The organism is Nostocoides jenkinsii Ben 74, assembly GCF_001046875.1.
Classification (GTDB): Bacteria; Actinomycetota; Actinomycetes; order Actinomycetales; family Dermatophilaceae; genus Nostocoides_A; species Nostocoides_A jenkinsii.
Genome location: NZ_HF571038.1, coordinates 3,414,361 through 3,432,684 on the forward strand (window position 1 = coordinate 3,414,361; position 18,324 = coordinate 3,432,684).

The window sequence follows — 18,324 nt, forward strand, 5'->3', positions numbered from 1 at the left end:
CCCGCCTCGGCGGCTAGGCCGACCGGACCGACCGCCGCCCCGGACAGGGATACCGCGATGACGAGATCGAGCGGGCCGACCCAACCCGGCAGGGCGCCGCTGCGTGAGTGCGCGACGAGTACCGGCGATCCCTCGGCGCACAGGGTCGCGGCGGTGTCGGCGACGAGTTCGTCGGCGCCCATGGCCGCGATGAGGACGCCGCGCGGTCGGTCACCCTCGCCGGGGCGCGGGATGCCGGCGTCCGCCGCGGCGACGGCGGCCGAGCGGACCTGCGCGCCGGCGGTCGCGAGCGCTCGCAGGAGGTCGCCGGAGTCGATCGCCGCCCGCTCGTCGGGGTCGTCGAGGCGGTGCTCGTCAAAGCGACTCATCGCCGAACCCGACCCGCTGCCCGGTAGGGCGAAGGGTTCGTCACCAAAGGGTGCCCGATTGGCTGGCCGGGTGACGCGGACCCGCACCCGGACTCGGACTCGGACTCGGACTCGGACTCGGACGGCACGAGATCAGTCGCCGATCCGCGCTTCGTCGATCAGCAGCACCGGGATGCCATCGGTGATCGGATAGATCCGGCGACACTCGGACCCAGTGCAGGCGAGTTCGAGTATGCCGCCCTCCCGGACATCCCGAAGTTCGCTTCGGCAGGCGGGGCAGCGCAGGAGCTCGCGCACCCAAGGCTCAATCCCGGTGTCAACCGGGGTGTCACCGGGGTTGGCTGAGATGGCGGCGACGGCGTTGGCGGGGTCGGTGTTGGGGTTCACGGGGGTGACGTTGGGATTCGACGCGGCGGCGGCGTTGTCGTCGGCGCGCACAAGGGCCAGCACCTCGTCGCGGACGCGGGCCATCGTCTCGGAGTCGGCCGCCTCGACGTTCAGCCGAAGGAGGGGCTCGGTGTTGGAGGCCCGGAGGTTTAGCCACCACATCGGAGCGTCCTCGACCGCGGAGTGGGTGATCGTGAGACCGTCCATCTCCTCCCCCACCAAGCCCTGGGCGGACGCCCAAGCCCGTACGCGCTCGACCGCGGCAGGAGTGTCGGTGATGGTGGAGTTGATCTCGCCGGACGCGGCATACGGCCCGTAATCGGCGACCAGGGCGGAGAGGGGCGCGTCCTGCTCCCCGAGCGCCGCGAGCACGTGGAAGGCCGCCAGCATGCCGGTGTCGGCGAACCAGAAGTCGCGGAAGTAGTAGTGCGCGCTGTGCTCGCCACCGAAAACAGCTCCGGCAGAGGCCATTTCGGCCTTAATGAAGGAGTGGCCGACGCGGGTACGGACCGGGACGGCCCCCTTCGCGCGGATGAGTTCCGGCACGGCCGCGCTGCTGATGACGTTGTGCACGATGTGCACGGAGGCGGGGTCGACGCCGGACGCGACCTCCTTGTCGATCTCGCGCTCGGCGACCAGGCCGGTCACGGCGCTCGGGCTCACCGGCTCCCCGCGCTCGTCCACGACGAAGCAGCGGTCGGCGTCGCCGTCGAAGGCCAGGCCGAGGTCGGCGCCGTGCTCGACCACCGCGCGCTGGAGGTCGACGAGATTGGCCGGGTCGAGCGGATTCGCCTCGTGATTGGGGAAGGTGCCGTCGAGTTCGAAGTAGAGGGGAACGATGTCGAGGGGCAGCGGCTCGAGCCCGGCGGCGGTGCCCAGGACCGCAGGGACGGTCATCCCGGCCATACCGTTGGCGGCGTCAACGACCACCTTGAGCGGCCGGATGCCCCGAAGGTCCACCAGCCCACGCAGGAAGGTGCCGTAGTCGGCGAGCACGTCGCGGCGGTCCCCGCTGCCGGGTTGGTCGGCGGGGGTAGCCGCGCTGGGGTCGGCGAGGAGTGCGGCGGCGCGCTCGCGGATAGCGGTCAGGCCGGTGTCTTGACCGACCGGGCGGGCGCCGGCGCGGGTGAGCTTGATTCCGTTGTATGCCGCGGGGTTGTGGCTCGCGGTGAACATCGCCCCGGGGAGGTTGAGGATGCCGCTGGCGAAGTAGAGACCGTCGGTGCTGGCCAACCCGATCTCGATGGTGTCGACGCCGACGGATCGGGCTCCCTCGGCGAAGGCGCCGGACAACTCCGGCGACGAGGCGCGCATGTCGTGACCGATGACGACGGCATACGCGCCTTCGGGGCGGGCGATGATCTCGGCGAATGCGGTGCCGAGGGCCCGCGCCACGTCGGAGTCGAACTGGCTGGGCACCAAGCCGCGGACGTCGTAGGCCTTGACGATGTCGGTCAGATCACGAGGAGACACGACCATGCAGCCTACCGGCCGTCCATTCCCACCCTAGCTACGACGCCCAGAGTTGGCTCGCGGTCTGCCAATCTTCAGCGGCACCGAGATGCGACAGTGGAACCGCCGCGATCGTCGGGTAGCTGCGTACCACGGCAGGTAGCAGGTTGCTGCGACCTAGTCCGAGCCGGTTGAGCAGGAACTGGATCAGAGTGAGCTGCGCAAACGTGCGGTTCCACGCGGTCGTCGCCCCGTCGAGATCAGGGTGCACACCGACTTTGGGCAGCTTCGGCGTCAGCGTGTGAACTCGATTGAAGAGCCTGCCGTGATGCGCGCAGACGTTCCTCGTCAGGTTGAGCGACTTCAGCCAGCTCGCAAGTTGGGGGCCTCGTAGGCCACAACGGGCTGAGATGGACTCCTGCACGTCGCGCGGCGCAAAACCGTACAGGCGCGCCAGACCACCCCAATCCAACACTTCCACTGCAGCCCACACTGGGAGCACTCCACCGTACTTAGCACGGTGATGAGCGACGAAGTCCTCGCGCGATCGGTTGAGCTCCAGCTTGTATCCATCCCGCCAGCGACGGTAGGCGTCGCCCTGACGCGCGGGCGATCCGAGCAGGTCGGGGTCTAGGTGTGCGCACGGATCAACGCGGCCCAACTCGTGACCCAGAAGTGACCGAATCGCCAGTTCGACGGGTGCGAGCACTGAGAATGTCGCCGCTCGAAGTCTTGCATCGAACTCGTAGAGCGCGACAACGTCGTCCAGCCGCGTTCCCGGATAGAAGTCGTCGACACGTCCCCCGCCGATCTGCTGCCGGAATGGGTACCAGTAGCCGCTGAGCCGGTAATAATTGACGCGGCGAAGCACGTCGGCCGCGCGCTTGCGATCCCCCACGTCAATCCCACGACCGGCAAGCAGGTCGACCTGTTCTTCGTAGCTCCGGAATGCCTTCACCTCATCAGCCACGATGGCTCGCCCCCAGAAAGTGAAGACCGGCCCTGGACCTGCCGAAGCAGGCGGAACCGGTCGTAATGGGCCCAGGTTAACACGGCTCAGCCGACGGAGCATCTCGGGGCCACCGCTTTGTCATGACGCGGCAGTTCGCCAGGCATCGCTCATGCCCCAGCCGTGCAGGGGCAGGGTGGCCGTCAGTCCGCCGGGGGCGGGGTGACGACGCGCAGGTGACTGGCGCGGGGCAAGCCAGTCCGGGTGCCGGGTCGGCTTGTGCGCCTCGCCGGGGCGGGCGGAGGGGCCGCTGGGGCCTGGCGCGCCGGGCGCGACCCTGCCTTGGCTTCCCGCACGACATTGGCCAGAGCGACGAGGTCGTCGTGCGTCTGCGGGACCATATCGCCGGCAAGCCGCACGACCTCCCAGCCGCGGGGCGCGGTCAGGCGCTCGGCGTGCACGTCACACAGGTCGTAGGAGTGCGGCTCCGCATACGTCGCCAGCGGCCCGAGCACCGCGACGGAGTCGGCGTAGACATAGGTGAGCGTCGCGACTGCGTCGCGCCCGCAGGCCGTGCGCGAGCATTTCCGGGACATGGTCACCCGCGCAGCCTAAAGGATGCCCCCGACATCGGCCCGAAAGGCCCGACCTACGCCTGGCCTCAGCGACCGCTGCCGAACGCGGGGCTCCCGAACCCGGGACTCCCGAACGCGGGGCTCCCGAACTTGAGCACGCCTTACGTTCTTGAGCACGCGCTCCAGCGCGTGCTCAAGAACGTAAGGCGTGCTCAAGTTCGAACCAAGGGGGGCGTGCGGGCGGGGTTTGGGGAGCCCGCGCGCGGGCTCTAGGCTTCCGGTCATGACGCGAGGGACCCGGGATCGGCGGGGACGCGGCATACGTGGGCCGTTGGCGTGGCCGCCGGTGCCCGCTATGGCGACGCGCTCGACCGCCTTCGACGACCTGGTGGTCGACATCGCGGCGCGGCTGGAGCCGGCGCTGGGGACGCGCTATGCCGGCACGGAGTTCGCCGTAGAGGACGTCCCGCCGAGTGACCCGGCGCCGTGGGAGACGCAGAGCGTCCTGCTCGGCCGGCTCTTCCCGGCCCAGGGCCGCCTGCCCGCCCGGATCGTGCTCTATCGGCGCCCCATCGAGGCGCGTACGCAGGACGCCGGCGAGCGCGCGTTGCTCGTCGAAGAGATCCTCACCGAACACGTGGCGGCGCTGCTCGGCGTGGCCCCCGAGGACCTCACCAACGACTGAGGCAAGCTATTGCCGGCGTTGGACCACGGGTAGGTCACGCCCGGTGAATCGGGCCGACGTCAGGGCCCGGACCGTGACGCGCCCGTCGGCCCCCGAGCCCAACCGGGTGACCACGGCGGCCCGCAGCTGGCCACCGCCGGTGACCGGCGCGATCCATACGGCCGTGGCAGTGCTGACGTCGACGGTGGCGCTGGTGTCGGCGTCGAGGCGGACCCGCTGCACGATGGTGCTGCCGTCGGCAGCCACCAGGGTGGCATCCCCTTCGGCGCGCCCCCCGGAGGCCACGATCGACAACGTTCGGGTGGCCGTCGCGTCGCCGTCACTCAGCGGCCGGAAGGCGGTGCCGGCGGCACCGCGGATCGCGGGAAGGGCCGGCACCCAGGCGAAGTCGGTGGTCTTGCCGGCCACGCCGCGACTGAGCATGGCTCCGGCAACGACCGGCGCGTCGGCGACCACCTCAACGCCGACCACATCACTTGGCAGGCTGGCGATCTCGACATCCGCGGTCGCCCCGCCCGCGACGCGCACGACACCGGCACCCGAGGGCAACGGCTCGCGGCCGTCACGGGTCACGAGGCGTACCTGGACGAGCGCTTGATCGGGCCCGGTCGCCACGATCCGGACGCGTGCTGGGTCGGGGCCGGCAACCGCGGGAATCAGTTGCCGCAGCCCCTCCGGCGCGGCCGGCCCCGTCGCGTCGATACCGCGCGGAGTGACGCCGTCGACCCAGGTGTCGACGAGCGTGGCACTCACGAGACCACTACGGGTGTCCACGTGCACGGCCGGTGCGTCCTCGTCCGGAGCGAGTCCATCCAAAAGCACCGACGACCGACCGTATGGCGCAATGGTCACCGAGTGCCCCGTCACCGACGTCGCGCTCGTACTCACCCCGTGCACGCTCACCACCGCGGTGGCCGGGTTTGCCCCCGGGTTGACCAGGACGAGTCGCTCCTGACGGCCGGCTCCACCGCCGCCGCCGATCAGCCAGGCGTCGGCCGTCGCGGGGGTGCAGGCGAGTGACATCAGTCCGCGGACACCCAACTCGGCGGCGGGGGCGTCGGTGACCAGACTTTCCTGGGCGGCGACCAGCCCGGGGGCGCGCGTGCCGGTCACGGTCACGGCGACGGCGGTGGTGGCGTCGTCCGGCACGCGCCACGCGATCTCGCCCGCGGTGGCCGTACTGGTCCGGCCGCCGGCGACAGACCCCGGCGCGGCCAGGGGTGCCGCACTCAGTCCGGCGGTGCCGGTCGGGGTGATCGCCTGCGCGGTCAGCACCGCGGCGGGGGCCGTGTCGGCCACGATCAGCGGCCGGGTCGCGACATCGTCGACACCGTCGATGCCGACCAGTTCGGGTCCCGGGCACGTCAGGGTCGACTCGGCCAGCGCGATCCGCGCCGCCTCGGTCGTGGTCGCGCGGCTCCCGATGGTCGCGGACTTCTCGGTCAGCGCACCTGCGGCGAGCAGACCCGCCGAGGCTCCGGCCACGGCGAGCAGTCGCACGGCGGCGTGCAGGGTTGGCCGGCTCATGATGCCTTCCTCACGAGGCCTCCGGGCGGCGACGGGAGCCGAGCGGAATCGCGGCATACACGACCAGGGCGACCAGGGCGGCATACAGCCAGCCGAGGGTGGGGTGCGGCGTCGGCAGGGAGATATCGAGGTGCGTGGCCGCCGCCGGCAGGGCATAAGTGGGCTGGCCGGCGCGCACGGTGGCGGTCAGCCGCGCACCGTCGGCGCGCACGACGGCCGCCTTGGCCCAATCGGCGGGTTCGGCGACAACGAGCGTGCCGCCGCCGTGCACCGCGGCCGCCGTCGCAGCATGGGCGCCCATGGCCGGCACGAGTTCGCTCGCGTTGCCGCGCTCGATGCGGAGCCGGGACGGAGCTACCAGGGTGGCGGAGATGGCGGCGGGCTCGACGCGCCATACGGCCGCGCGGTTGTAGTCGCCGACCCGGCTCAGGAGGTCGGTGGCGTCCAACCGGTGCTCGACGGCCGCCGGTGTCGGCGCGGGGAGTACGACGAAACCGATGCCCCAGCGGGCCAGGGTCGCGACCGCCCCGAGCGGCGGGGCACCGGCCGGATCGGTGAGTTGCGCGATGGCGTCGGTGAGGTCAGGAACGTCCGTCGCCGCGTCGGTCAAGTCAGCGGCCGGCAGGGCGGGCTCGCGGCCCATCACGGTGTAGGCGACCGACCCACGCGTGACATCGACGAGCACGCTGCGCCCGCTCGCCGGCCCGGTGGCCGCGTCGATCGCCACGGCCGGACGTTCGTCGCGACCGGCGGCGAGACCCGAGGGCAGCCCGGCCAGGACGGTGCCACCGACGATGGCCGCGGTGGCCAGCAGGCCGGTCACGGCCGGGATCCAGGCAGTACGCGGGGGCAGGTCGGCATCGCTGGCGTGCAACGCGGCGACCAGGAGCCCGGCCAAGGCCACGAGGAGTCCGGTGCCGCGCCAGCCGGTGACGAGTTCGGCGTCCCCTTGGGCGATCCACAAGCGTGAGGTCACCAGCGCCGCGCCGAGGCCGGTGACGATGAGGGCGCCGGCGAACCACGCCGGTCCACTGGGCGTGCCTCGGCGCAGCAGGGCGAGCAGGCCGAGCGCGACGATGGGGGCGGCGGCCCAATAGGCGAGCCCGGTGGTCGTGCTCGGATGCAGCAACGCCAGGGTGAGCGGCGCCGGCTCGGAGTCCGGCCGCGCCAGCAGGCCCCACCCGGTGAGCAGTCGCTCCGGGTTCGCCGCAACCTCGCGCAGGACGGGGGCCGTGAGCAGGGCCGTCACGCCGACAAAGGCCAGACTGCGCCGTATGGTGCGCCCGGACCCCCCGATCATCAGCGCCAGGGCGGCGACGACTGCGAGGATGAGCGCGCCCGGGACCACGGTCGCGAGCAGCGCCGTCGGCAGGGCGGCCGCCGCGGCACTCCCGGCGCGCGGGCTCGACGTGAGTCGCTGCAGCGCCGCAAGCATGAGCGGCAAGAGGACAAGAACGGCCACGGCACCGAGGCGGCCCTCGCCGAGCGCCGCCGCAGCCAGCGGGGAGCAGGCCCAGGCCAGCGCGGCCAAGGCCCGCGCCCACCGCCGCCGTGTGACGACGCGACCGCTGACATAGGCGGACAGGGCCGCGAGCGGCATGGCCAGCACGACGACCGCGCCGAGCAGTCCGCCCAACGGATTCGCCCCGGCGTCGTGGAAGGGCATCAGGTCCCAGAGCCACGTCATCAGCGCCAGGACGGGGAGTCCGCTCGACCCGAGATCAGCTGTGCCGAGCCCGGGACCGCGCCATCCGTCGACCCAGGAATGCCAGAGCTGGCTGGCATCGGCGGACGCGCCCGTCAATTGCCCGCCGACGAATCCGTCGCGCAGCCCGGCGACGAGGCCGCCGTCGATCGTTTGCCCGGCCGCGAACGCCACGGCTGTCGTCGCGAGCACTGCCCACAGACCGGGATTGCGTACCGCCTGGGTGTGCTCTGGAGGCGCGCCCATCGAGTCCTCGGTGGCCGGGTCGGCCCCGGCCGCGGTGTCCGCCGCCGGGGTCGGGGCCGGATGCTGCGCGGGCAGGATGAACTCCGGTATGCGGTCCCCCGCCTGCCGCGCGACCGTCACCATGGGCACGAACAGGCCGTGCATCGTGCGTCGCCCACGCCCCTTGAGGGATCGCGCGCGCCACCGCGGCGGTATGCCGCGCAGCGGGTCGAGCAGGGTGGCCACGTCGGCGAGTTCCCGCGCAGCAGCCCGAGGCCGCTTGATCAGCAGCAAGGAGATGCCCGCGACGATCGCCCCGAGCGCGACCCAGAGGGCCAGGAAGAGGGCGGCCCACCAGGGCGCCCGGGTGATGGCGACGCGGCGGGCCGCGCGCCGATCCCGCACGGGCGTGGGATGCGGAAGTGGCTCGTCCAGAACGACGCGAGCCCGTGGGGCGAGGGCGACCCGGCGACCGGCAAGGTGGCCGCGCCAGCCGAGGTCGAGGTCGGCGGCAACCCCGGTGAACGCCTTGTCGAAGCCGCCCAGCTCGGCCAACCCGGCGCGGTGGACCAGCGCGCCCTCGATGGGTACGGCGAGCGCGTCGAGGCGATCGTCATACTGCTGCTGGTCCGGCTCGCCCGGGCGTGGACGAAGGCGCAGGCGACCAGTGCGGGTGCTCTGGATACCGAACCGCTGGAGCCGACCCGGTTGGGCGGCAAGGAGTTTGGGGCCGGCCATGACCACCCGACTGGTGCCGCCGAAAGTCAACGACAAGTGGCGCAGCGCGTCGGGTTCGGGGCGGGTGCGGCGGGTGAGCACCCATACGCAATCGGTGTCGAGATCGGCCGCCGCGGCAGGGAGCGCGACCCGCAGGGGGGTGTCGGCGGGGATTCGCACGATCGTGGTGGCGGGCAGTTGCGCGCGCAGGCCCTCATTGCGATCCAGGGCGGCCGTGAGATCCCCGGCGGGAGTCGCATCGAGCACCACCACCCGGTCGGCGGGGGTCGTCTGGTCGGCGACGGCAAGGAGGGCCTCGACGAGACCGTGGTCGAGGCGATCGGCATACAGAACGACACCGACGGTCGTGGGTGCCGAGGCGGACGTGGCGACGTCAGGGGCCTGGACCGGGTCCATCAAGGAGGAGTTGATCACGAAGCGCGTTGCGAAGCGGCCGGGCGGAGGGCCCGACCGATCAAACGGCCCGCTTCTTCAGCTTGCGACGCTCCCGCTCGGAGAGCCCGCCCCAGATGCCGAACCGCTCGTCGTTGGCGAGGGCGTAGCTCAGGCACTCGGCGCGCACGTCACAGCCGACGCAGACCTTCTTGGCCTCGCGCGTCGAGCCGCCCTTCTCGGGGAAGAACGCCTCCGGGTCGGTCTGCGCGCACAGAGATCGCTCCTGCCAGGAGAGTTCCTCGTCGCCGAACCCGCCGAGCAGTTCGAGTTCACCCATGCGGTGCCTCCCCTTCGATAACGATTCCGCCGGAACCCTCGTGTCCGGTTGACCACACCAATGGAATTACACGCGTGTGATGCCCGTTTAGTCAAGCCCGAAGATGGGGGATCATGTCCCCCATGAAGATTGCCGCGCTTGCGGGAGGTGTCGGCGGCGCGCGTTTTTTGCGTGGCCTGCGCGATGCCCTCGACGCCGATCCTGACCTCGCGGACAGCGAGTTGACCATCATCGCCAACACCGGCGACGACATCAGCCTGTTCGGCCTGCGGATCTGCCCCGATGTGGACACGCTGCTCTACACCCTGGGTGGCGGCGGGGACGAGGAGCAGGGCTGGGGACGCGCCGACGAGACGCATGTCGTCCAGGGCGAGCTCGCGGCATACGGGGTCCAGCCGCAGTGGTTCGGGCTCGGCGACAAGGACTTCGGAACCCACATCGCCCGCACGCTGTGGCTGCGGCAGGGGGCGAGCGCCTCGGCGGTGACGGCGCGCCTGGCGCAGCGGTGGGGGCTGCCGGACAAGCGGATCACGCTGCTGCCGATGACCGATGTGCCGGTCGAGACCCATGTCGTCGTCGATCGGGGCGAGGGGCCGGTCGCGATTCACTTCCAGGAGTGGTGGGTCGCCGATCGGGCGGCGACGCCAGCTGAACGCTTTGTTGTGGCAGGGCTCGACACCGCGGCCCCGGCCCCCGGGGTGCTGGATGCGATCCGCGGCGCCGACCTGATCGTCCTGCCGCCGAGCAACCCGGTGGTCTCAATCGGCATCATCCTGGGGCTGCCCGGCATCCGCGATGCCCTGCGCGGCAGCCCGGCCCGCGTGGTGGGGGTGTCGCCGCTGATCGGCGGCAGGCCGGTGCGCGGCCATGCCGACGCGTGCCTGTCGGCGATCGGGGTGGAGGCGCGCGCGATGGCCGTCGCCGGGCTGTATGCCGATTTCCTCGACGCGTGGCTCGTCGATCCGGCCGATGCGCCCGGCGAGTCGACGGCCTCGGGTGCGCCGCGGCGCGCGGGTGGGCCGGTCGTGCAGGCGTCCGCCGGGCCGCTCCTGATGACTGATCGGGCGCGAGCGGCCGAGTTGGCTCGGCAGACCCTCGACCTCGGGTTGACGTTGACGTGATGGAGTCCCTCGATGCCTCGTTGGGGGTATGGCCGCTTGCCGGCCTCCCCGAGATCGGCGCCGGTGACGACCTGGCCGGGTTGATCGCGGACAGTTTGCGCCTCGGTCCTGGCCTGCTTGACGGGGATGTGCTGGTCGTGACGTCGAAGGTGGTGTCCAAGGCGTTGGGGTTGCGGGCTCCCGTCGGGCTCGGCCGGCGTGATCTCGTCGTCAGCGAGAGCGTGCGGATCGTGGCGGAACGGGACACCTCGACCGGACCGACGCGGATCGTCGAAGCGCATAGCGGGGTGGTGGCGGCGGCGGCGGGGGTGGACACATCAAATACGGGTCCAAGCGGGGAGGTGCTGCTGCTGCCGCGCGACCCGGATGCGGTGACGGAAGGACTGCACGGTGAGCTCGCGGGGTACTTCCCCGGGGTGAGCTTTGCGGTGATTCTCAGCGATACGGCCGGGCGGCCGTGGCGCGGCGGACAGGTGGACTTCGCGCTCGGGGCCTGTGGGCTGCGGGTCATCGACGATCATCGGGGTGGGCGGGACGCGGACGGTCGGGCGTTGGAGGTGACGGCGATTGCGGTCGCCGACGAACTCGCGGCCACCGGAGACTTGGTGAAGGGCAAGGCCAAGAAGGTGCCCGTGGCGCTGATCCGCGGGGCCGGCGAGTGGGTTTTGCCGGCCGATGAGGCCGATGCGGCGAGCCGGTGGCGCGACGGGGCGCGGCGCCTGGTTCGGACCGGGCCGGGTGACTGGTTCGCGATGGGGCATGTCGAGGCAGTGCGCGCGGCGCTGGGCCACCCGCCAGGCAGTGCGTCGAGCTATTCGGTTGGGATCCCTTCGGTGAACCGCGAAACCACCGCCGCTCGAATGGCGCGCGCAATCCGGCTGGCGCTCACCCTGCCCGGCACGGGGCAGGCGGACGCGGCGGGCGAGGTCGTGGTAGGCGACCCGAGCGCGGGCGAGCCGGGCGTGGGCGAGCCGGGCGCAGCATACGTGGAGGTCGTGGTCGAGGGCGACGGCGGATGCTGTGCCGTGGTGCCGGTGGCCGATGGGTTCGCTGCCGGCTACGTCGCGGCCCGCCTCGAAGTGGCGCTCATGAGCGAAGGTCTAGCCGCCAGTGTCGAACGGACCCCGACCGGGCTCCGGGTACGCACGTGAGGGGTCTGTGCACCCGGCTCCCCCGCTGGTGAGGCCTTTCCGCCAACTGGTGAGGCTTTCTCGCCCTCGTGAGGCGTTATAGCCCCTCACCTCGCCGAGAAAGCCTCACCACCACTGAAGAAAGCCTCACCACCACTGAAGAAAGCCTCACCTCGACGCGAAAGCCTCACCGAACCCCGCCACCCGGCCCGGACCCTCCCCGCCGCCGCATTCCGAACTTGAGCACGCCTTACGTTCTTGAGCACGTCATGTAGCACGTGCTCAAGTTCGTAAGGCGTGCTCAAGTTCGGCCCGGCTCAAGTTCGGCCCGGCCCCATGCCTCGGGCGTTAGCGCGGCGGGGTGGGGAGGTGGGTCGGGAGCGTGAAGCGCGGTCCGCGCCGGGGGCGGCCGGGGCCAGCGAGCGCCAAGAGGCCTTGGACGCGGTAGCGGTGCCCGGCATACGGCTCCAGCAACTCCGCGAGTTGCGCGTCGTCGATGTCGTGGCCCAACAACGCCCACCCGATCTCCTTGGCGACGTGATAGTCGCCGAAGCTCGGCGAATCCGGATCGCCCAGCGCCCGCTGCGCGACCTCGGCGGCTGTCCACACCCCCACCCCGGGGATCGCCCGCAGTCGCGCGTGCGCCGCCGCCAACGGCAGGTCGGCGCACTGCTCCAACCGTCCCGCGACCTGCGCGCACCGGATTACCGTCGCTGAGCGCTGCGGGGTCACCCCTGCCTGCAAGAACTCCCATGACGGTATGCCGCGCCACGCCGCCGCCGTCGGAGCCAACCGCAGCCCCTCCCGGGGTCCGGGAGCCGGAGTGCCGAAGCGCCATACGAGCCGGCGATAGCCCGCGAACGCCTCCTTGCCGGTGACCTTCTGCTCGATCACCGCCGGAATCAGCGAGTCCAGGACCAGCCGGGAGCGGGGCACGCGCCAGCCTGGGTTGGCCTTGCGGGCCGCCGCCACCTGCGGGTGGTGCACCACGAACCCGCTCCAGTCGTCCCCGTCCCCGAGCAGGTCCGGCAGCCCGTCCAGCATCCACTCGGCACCCGGACCCCACGCCGACGCGACGACCTCGCCGTCCCCATCCCGGCGAACCACCAGGGTCACCGCTCCCCCAGGCGTATGCCGCGCGAGCCAGATCCCGGCGCCATCCCGGGCATACGTGGGGTCGCCTCCCCCGTGCCGGAAGGGTCCGAGGACCAGCCCCAGGTCGAGGGGGTGGGGTGGGCGGTAGCGCCGTTCGCGCACCGGAAGGCTGGACATGGTGGGCCGATCCGCTCGGTCAGACGCGGCGCGGGCCGACGTCCAGCAGCGGCCCGCCGGGCAGCCGGGCCTGCCCGAAGCCGACCCAGATGTAGGTCGGGACCAGCGGCAGGGCGAGCCGGAACGCACGCTCAGGAATACGGCTCGCCCAGGCCGGGATCAGATCGTCGCCGGCGAAAGCCTGCGGATCGGCCAGGACGGGCAGCGTGTAGTCCCACAGGTCAAACGCCTCGAAGAGGCGCTGCAGGCCGAACCGCGTGTAGTAGTGCTCGTAGTAGTGCTCCCCCTTGCCGGTGACCCGCATGTACCGGTCGGCCACGCCCTGCGGCAGCCAGGACAGGAAGGGCAGCCGATAGTGCGGCTCGAGGATCTGGTGCTTGTGCCCGATCCCGAGGTACAGCACGCCCCGGGGCGAGAGCACGCGCCGGATTTCGGCCACCACGGCCTCGGGGTCGACGACGTGCTCGTAGATGTGGTTGAACACCACCACGTCGAAGGAAGCGTCGGGGAAGGGCAGCGCTTCGCCGCGGGCGACCTGGAAGTCCACGCGCTCGCCGAATCGCTCGCGTGCGGCCGCCAGCCCGGGCTCGTCTATGTCGACCCCCACGGTGTCGGCGCCCGCCAGCGCCAACTCGTCGGCAATGAAACCCGCCGAGCAGCCGACATCGAGGGCGCGCAACCCCGACAAGTCCGCGACGCCGAGCGCGTGCCGCACCACAGCGATGATCTTGCGGGCCTTGGTGCGCCGGCCCTGCTCGTCGAGCATCTTGCCCATGAGCTCGGAATAGGCCAGCTGTTCCTGACGTCCGTCCGGCTGCTCACCCATGAACGTCGATCCTACGAGAACCGTGATTCGTCGGAGGACGTCCCGAGCAGCCGGTGTGCCCGCGCCCAGAGCCAGCCGATGGCGGCATACGCAACGTCCGCGAAGGTCGTCACGAAGCGAATGATGACGGCCACCGCCGTTGCCGCCCCGATCGGCATCACCGCGCCGAGGAGCAACACCAGCAACCCGTCCCGCACCCCGACGCCCGCCGGTAGGAGCACCACGAGCATGCCGGCGGCGGAGGCGAGGGCGAAGCCGCACCCGCAGGTCACCACCAGCTCGGCCGGACTCACCGAGGGAGCCAGGTCCCGCGCGAGGACGGCCACGCTGGCCCCGGCGAACGCCCAGGCCCCGAGGAACCACGCCGACATCGTCGCGACCGCGCGTCGCGAGAGCGGGCGCTCCAGTGGCTCACGGCGCAGCAGCCGCAGGCCTCGCGCAATCAGCCAGTTGAGCACGGGCGGGTGTAACACGGCCGCGAGCACGGGCAGCGCGATCAGAACCAGCACCGTCACCGCGCGGGCGTCGTCGCGGCGCAGCAGCAGGGGCAGCGCCGGCACGCCGACGGCGAGACCGGTCAGCAGCGAAAGGGCGACGCTGACCAGGCCCACGACCGCGCTGCGCCGGCGCGGAATCCGCAGGCGCGCGCCCATTTCGGCCTGGGCCAGCACTGTCCATACGGACCCCGGGACGAACTTGCCGAGCTGGCCGACGAAGAAGATTCCGGCGGCGGGCGGAATGGGCAGTGGCGAGCCGAGGTCGCGCAGGACCGCGCGCCACCCCAACATCGTGCAGGCCGGCGGGCCCAGCCCGAGCAGGACACAGGCCACGAGGGCGGCCGGCGACACCGCCGTGAGCGAGGTCGACACGTCATCCCAGGTCTGAAAGAGAGCGAGAACGACGGCCACCAGGACGACCACGGCCAGCACGATCCGAGCGATGGCCAGCGGAGAACGTCGCGGGGACCCCTCGGTCGGCGGCTCGCTCCCGTCCGCCGTCACCTCATCGCTCAAAGCCGGCGGTACCTCATCGCTCACCGTCGGCGCCAGGTCAACCGCGCCAGACCGTATGCCGCGCGCGGGTCCCGCGCCGCTGCCTCCGCGCGGCGCACGGTCGCCGTGAAGTCCCCGTCCAGATCTCCGATCAGACGTAGCCCGGCGTTATCCGCCTGCGCAAGCAGTGCCCGCAGATCCGCCGCGGCGAGCGTGCCCGGCACGGTCTTGGGGCCCAAGGCGAAGGTCGTCACCAAGAGTCCCCCCGGCCGCAACGCCCAGGCCGCCTGGGCGAACAGGTCGATCGCCTGCTCCGGCTCGACGTCGGCCGGGTGCAGCCGGGCCAGCACGTCGAGCGACTCGGGCTCGACGTCCAACTCCCCGACCGGTTCCGTCTCGACGGGCGCAAAACCGATCGCCTTGGCCCAGGTCGTGAACGGGCTCGCCCCGCCGGAGCGGTCGAGGATCAACGACGAGCGGCGCCCGTCATCGCGCACGCGCAACACCGCCGCCAAGGCGCCGAGCGCGGCCCACTGCTCCACCCGCGACCCGCGGCGCGGCAGCCCCAGCGATCGGGCCAGGTCGCGGACGGCCGTTGCGTCGTCGTCGGTGGCCAATACGTCAGTCGGCGTCACCCAGTCGGGCAGGTCACCGGGCGCGAGCTCGATGCGTGGGCGCGCCGCCACGACGGCCGCCCGCAGCCCATCCCCGAGCCGCCCGACGAGCCGCCCGAGCCCGTGAGTTCCCGAGCCCGACGCCGACCCAGACTCAGACCCAGTCCCAGTCCCAGTCCCAGAGCTACCGACCGTCACCGGAGTGGCCGACTCATCCGCGGCCAGCGCCTCGATCGTGCCCAGGTAGCGGGCCCACGGACCCGACAAATTCACTTGCGGAACCGCCGCCCGTAGCCGAGCCAGGTTGTCCGATGCACCGAGATTGCCCGACTCCCCGAGGTCGCCCGGCCCACCCAGATTGCCCGACTCACCGAGATTGCCCGGCTCACCCAGATAGCGCAGCGCGTCCGCCAGCCCGTCGACATCCCCCGGCTCCACCAGCAAGCCGTCGACGCCGTCGTGCACGTCCTGCGGGAAGCTGCCCACCGTGCTCGCCACCACCACCAGCCCGTGTGCCTGCGCGAGCAGGGCGTTCTGCGACGCGGTCGCCGACAGATAGGTCAGCGCCATCACGTCATGCTCGGCCAGCAACGGCGCGATGTCGGCGGCGGGCACGTACCCCTCCCGGAACGTCACCCGCCCGGCGAGGTCGGGCTGCGCGGCCCGGGCGGCCAAGCGGGAGCCGAGGTCTCCCCATACTTCCCCGGCGATGGTCAAGGTGGGCCCGGGCACCCGGGCGAGCGCCTCCAAGAGCACGTCCAGTCCCTTGTAGGGACGCACGATTCCGAGCGCGATCAGGCGGGGCGGCCCGGCATACGGTTCGCGATGTGCCCGCGGCCCCCCGGGAAGGTGCGGAGGCAGGGGCACCGTGCGGACGGGGTCGGCGCCCAGCGACTCCGCGACCTCCGCCTGCGCGGCCGTGTGCACCAGCACGCCGTCGAGCCGGCTCAAGAACGCGCCCATCAGGGCCTCGTCGCCCGGCCGCGGCTCGTGCGGCAGGACGTTGTGCGCGAGCCCGAGGATGCGGGGCGGCGTCGGACCGGAGCGGGCGGCGCGCATGAGGGTCAGGTGGGCGGGCACGATCTGCGGGATCACGTGAACCACGATGACCAGGTCGTATGCCGCGAGCTCGCGTCCCGCGCGCCGCCACGAGCCCGGCCGGGCCCAGTGCAAAACCCGGACGGTGCGCGGGAACGGCGTCACCTCCGGTTGGTCGAGGGGAACCGTGGTTTCGCCGGGATAGAGCATCGCCGGATACAGCTGGCTCCACGAGACGAGGGTGACGTCGTGCCCGGCTGCCTGCAGATGGTGGGCAAGTTCAGTGGTGTGCACCGCGACGCCGCCCTTGATCGGGTGAGTCGGGCCGACGATCGCGATCCGCAACGCGGCCCCGGCCAGGCCCTGCGCGGCGTCGGCAGCCGCGCTCAAACCCCGTCCCGGGACCGGACGACGAGGTCGGCCAAGAGGGCGAGCGAGCCGATCATGATGCCGCTGACCACGAGAAGCACCGTGTTGGCGGGGAAATAGAACGGGTGCAGGAACATGTCGACGACACCCTTGACGACGCCGATGACGAACAGCCACAACGCGGCCGGCATGAGGACCTTGAGCGGGTCGAAATACATGACCATCCGCAGCACCTGCAGGATGTAGCGGTAGGCGTCGTGGACGAAGTGGAACTTGCTGGTGCCAGCGCGCTTCGCATACGACGTGGGCACGTACAGGATGTCGTGCTGGTTGGACAAGAACGCGATCGTGATCGTCGTGACGCACGAGAAGCCGGCGGGCAGGAGCCGCAGATAAGGCAGCGCTACCGAGCGGCGGAAGGCACGCAGACCCGAGTTGAGATCCGGGATCTTTTGGTTGGTCAGGCGTTCGGCGATCTTGCGGATGAGCCACTTGGCCGGCACGCGCAACCACTTGTGCGTGCCTTCCTCGGTCGTGCGCGCCCCCACCACTTGGTCGTAGGTCGGGTCGTCGAGCAGCACCCGCACGAGTTCGGGAATGCGCTCGTTTTCGTAGGTCATGTCGGCGTCGGTCCACACGACGATCTCGCCGCGAGCCTGCTGCGTGCCGATGCGCCGCGCCGTGCCGGAGCCGCCATTGCGCCGGAAGGGCATCAGCCGGATATTGGGATAACGCTGGGCGGCACCCTGCAACACCTCGAGCGTGTTGTCGGTCGAGGCGTCGTCGATGCATAGCAGTTCGTAGCTGAGCCCGCTCCCGACCATAGCGGTCGTGATCCGCTCGATCTCCAGCAGGACGTGCTCGCCCTCGTTGTAGCACGGGAGCACAATCGTGACGGTCGGCGGGGCGACGGTCGGATCGGGCATTGAGGAAGCCTGGGCAGAAGGCGCGGCGAGGTCGGTCATATCGGCGACGAGCCTACCCGCTGCTAACCCTGTCGCCAGAAACCTACCTCGCGTAGCATCCGCCCGCGTCCGTCCCCACCCGCCGCACAATCCTCTCCGCCACTGCCGCCCTGATGGCCGCCACGATGCGGCCGGCCACCGCCGCGGAGATGGCGGCCGCCGGGGCCGGCGACGCCGATGCTCGGCCAGCTGATGTGGACCACCACGACCACCGCCCTCACCACCGGCGGACTGACCGACCTGTGGGGCGACCCGAATGACGTGCTGCGCTACGTCAAGGCAAGCACCCTCAAGGTCATGGCGGGCGCCTGGGCGGTCGTCTGCCGGCGCTCCGATGTGCAGCGGGTCCTGAACGAGTTTTGGCGGGCGCACTCCAGCCGAGTGAATCGCTATGCCCTCGTCGGCCGCTTCCCGATCACGGGGGTCCTCCACATTCGCGTGTCGGCCGTGGACAGCCTCGCCGAGGCCCCGGCCGGGTCGGTGGGTCTGCCGTTGCTGGCGGCAACGTCCCCCGTAGCGGGTCGGCCGGACCTGGACACGGTCGTCTGGCTCGGGGTGCTGACCAAGCCCAACGAGCGCTATTCCGACGACTTCTTCTGCGAGACCGAGCAGTGGTTGTTCGCGAACTACTCCTCGTATGCCGTGCCCCGCGCCGAGTGGTCGAAGGGGTGGGC

14 protein-coding genes and 2 pseudogenes are annotated in these 18,324 nt (G+C 71.4%); 4 read left to right on the top strand and 12 right to left on the bottom strand.

The genetic code is table 11. The annotated features are described in order from the left end of the window. The 4 genes and pseudogenes from BN13_RS19750 to BN13_RS16285 all read right to left on the bottom strand — a co-directional run. Window positions 1-368: pseudogene (locus BN13_RS19750) on the bottom strand (SIS domain-containing protein); the annotation flags it as partial. Window positions 369-791: 423 nt separating this feature from the next. Continuing rightward, window positions 792-2,234: pseudogene (locus BN13_RS16275) on the bottom strand (phosphomannomutase/phosphoglucomutase); the annotation flags it as partial. Window positions 2,235-2,265: 31 nt separating this feature from the next. After that, window positions 2,266-3,177, bottom strand: a complete 912-nt coding sequence (locus BN13_RS16280) for an Abi family protein (RefSeq protein WP_235434091.1) — start codon at window positions 3,175-3,177, stop codon at window positions 2,266-2,268. Between the two features lie 182 nt (window positions 3,178-3,359). Continuing rightward, window positions 3,360-3,758: a DUF3499 domain-containing protein gene (locus tag BN13_RS16285; RefSeq protein WP_048548226.1), complete on the bottom strand. Its 399-nt coding sequence runs from the start codon at window positions 3,756-3,758 to the stop codon at window positions 3,360-3,362. A 256-nt stretch (window positions 3,759-4,014) separates the two neighbouring features. On the opposite strand from BN13_RS16285, the gene BN13_RS16290 reads away from it, so the two are divergent. Continuing rightward, complete coding sequence (locus BN13_RS16290) at window positions 4,015-4,416, top strand: metallopeptidase family protein (RefSeq protein WP_084733836.1); 402 nt, start codon at window positions 4,015-4,017, stop codon at window positions 4,414-4,416. 6 nt (window positions 4,417-4,422) lie between these two features. Here BN13_RS16290 and BN13_RS16295 read toward each other — a convergent pair whose 3' ends face one another. The 3 genes from BN13_RS16295 to BN13_RS16305 are packed head-to-tail and all read right to left on the bottom strand — an operon-like array spanning window position 4,423 to window position 9,323. Continuing rightward, entirely contained in the window at window positions 4,423-5,943 is a 1,521-nt protein-coding gene (locus BN13_RS16295; protein WP_048548228.1) for a DUF5719 family protein, read from the bottom strand. Between the two features lie 10 nt (window positions 5,944-5,953). After that, a complete protein-coding gene (locus BN13_RS16300) occupies window positions 5,954-9,025 on the bottom strand; it encodes a hypothetical protein (protein ID WP_048548229.1) in 3,072 nt (1,023 codons plus the stop codon). Window positions 9,026-9,065: 40 nt separating this feature from the next. Beyond that, entirely contained in the window at window positions 9,066-9,323 is a 258-nt protein-coding gene (locus BN13_RS16305; RefSeq protein ID WP_048548230.1) for a WhiB family transcriptional regulator, read from the bottom strand. Window positions 9,324-9,445: 122 nt separating this feature from the next. On the opposite strand from BN13_RS16305, the gene cofD reads away from it, so the two are divergent. Beyond that, window positions 9,446-10,444: a 2-phospho-L-lactate transferase gene (gene cofD, locus BN13_RS16310; protein ID WP_048548231.1), complete on the top strand. Its 999-nt coding sequence runs from the start codon at window positions 9,446-9,448 to the stop codon at window positions 10,442-10,444. After that, window positions 10,444-11,595, top strand: a complete 1,152-nt coding sequence (locus BN13_RS16315) for a coenzyme F420-0:L-glutamate ligase (RefSeq protein WP_053079834.1) — start codon at window positions 10,444-10,446, stop codon at window positions 11,593-11,595. Before cofD ends, BN13_RS16315 begins: the two co-directional genes overlap by 1 nt. Before the next feature lie 327 nt (window positions 11,596-11,922). On the opposite strand, the gene BN13_RS16320 is transcribed toward BN13_RS16315, so the two are convergent. From BN13_RS16320 to BN13_RS16340, 5 genes are read right to left on the bottom strand one after another with little or no spacing between them, the layout of a single operon-like run. Further along, window positions 11,923-12,846, bottom strand: coding sequence for a DNA-3-methyladenine glycosylase family protein (locus tag BN13_RS16320; RefSeq protein ID WP_048548232.1), 924 nt, complete (start codon window positions 12,844-12,846; stop codon window positions 11,923-11,925). Window positions 12,847-12,865: 19 nt separating this feature from the next. After that, window positions 12,866-13,672 (bottom strand): class I SAM-dependent methyltransferase, encoded by an 807-nt coding sequence (locus tag BN13_RS16325; protein WP_048548233.1) that lies wholly within the window; start codon window positions 13,670-13,672, stop codon window positions 12,866-12,868. Between the two features lie 11 nt (window positions 13,673-13,683). After that, window positions 13,684-14,685: a lysylphosphatidylglycerol synthase transmembrane domain-containing protein gene (locus BN13_RS16330; protein ID WP_235434092.1), complete on the bottom strand. Its 1,002-nt coding sequence runs from the start codon at window positions 14,683-14,685 to the stop codon at window positions 13,684-13,686. Window positions 14,686-14,705: 20 nt separating this feature from the next. Next, window positions 14,706-16,706 (bottom strand): glycosyltransferase family 4 protein, encoded by a 2,001-nt coding sequence (locus BN13_RS16335; protein ID WP_053079835.1) that lies wholly within the window; start codon window positions 16,704-16,706, stop codon window positions 14,706-14,708. Then, window positions 16,703-17,611, bottom strand: coding sequence for a glycosyltransferase family 2 protein (locus BN13_RS16340; protein WP_048548234.1), 909 nt, complete (start codon window positions 17,609-17,611; stop codon window positions 16,703-16,705). Before BN13_RS16340 ends, BN13_RS16335 begins: the two co-directional genes overlap by 4 nt. Before the next feature lie 216 nt (window positions 17,612-17,827). Here BN13_RS16340 and BN13_RS16345 point away from each other — a divergent pair. Continuing rightward, window positions 17,828-18,324: cholesterol oxidase substrate-binding domain-containing protein (locus BN13_RS16345; RefSeq protein WP_048548235.1), on the top strand; the 497-nt coding region annotated here is incomplete at its 3' end.

Excerpts from the sequence above, each read along its gene's own strand:
- BN13_RS16290 (WP_084733836.1), top strand. The coding sequence starts at position 4,015 with ATGACGCGAGGGACCCGGGATCGGCGGGGACGCGGCATACGTGGGCCG.
- BN13_RS16295 (WP_048548228.1), bottom strand. The coding sequence starts at position 5,943 with ATGAGCCGGCCAACCCTGCACGCCGCCGTGCGACTGCTCGCCGTGGCC.
- BN13_RS16325 (WP_048548233.1), bottom strand. The coding sequence starts at position 13,672 with ATGGGTGAGCAGCCGGACGGACGTCAGGAACAGCTGGCCTATTCCGAG.
- cofD (WP_048548231.1), top strand. The coding sequence starts at position 9,446 with ATGAAGATTGCCGCGCTTGCGGGAGGTGTCGGCGGCGCGCGTTTTTTG.
- BN13_RS16340 (WP_048548234.1), bottom strand. The coding sequence starts at position 17,611 with ATGCCCGATCCGACCGTCGCCCCGCCGACCGTCACGATTGTGCTCCCG.
- BN13_RS16305 (WP_048548230.1), bottom strand. The coding sequence starts at position 9,323 with ATGGGTGAACTCGAACTGCTCGGCGGGTTCGGCGACGAGGAACTCTCC.
- BN13_RS16320 (WP_048548232.1), bottom strand. The coding sequence starts at position 12,846 with ATGTCCAGCCTTCCGGTGCGCGAACGGCGCTACCGCCCACCCCACCCC.
- BN13_RS16315 (WP_053079834.1), top strand. The coding sequence starts at position 10,444 with ATGGAGTCCCTCGATGCCTCGTTGGGGGTATGGCCGCTTGCCGGCCTC.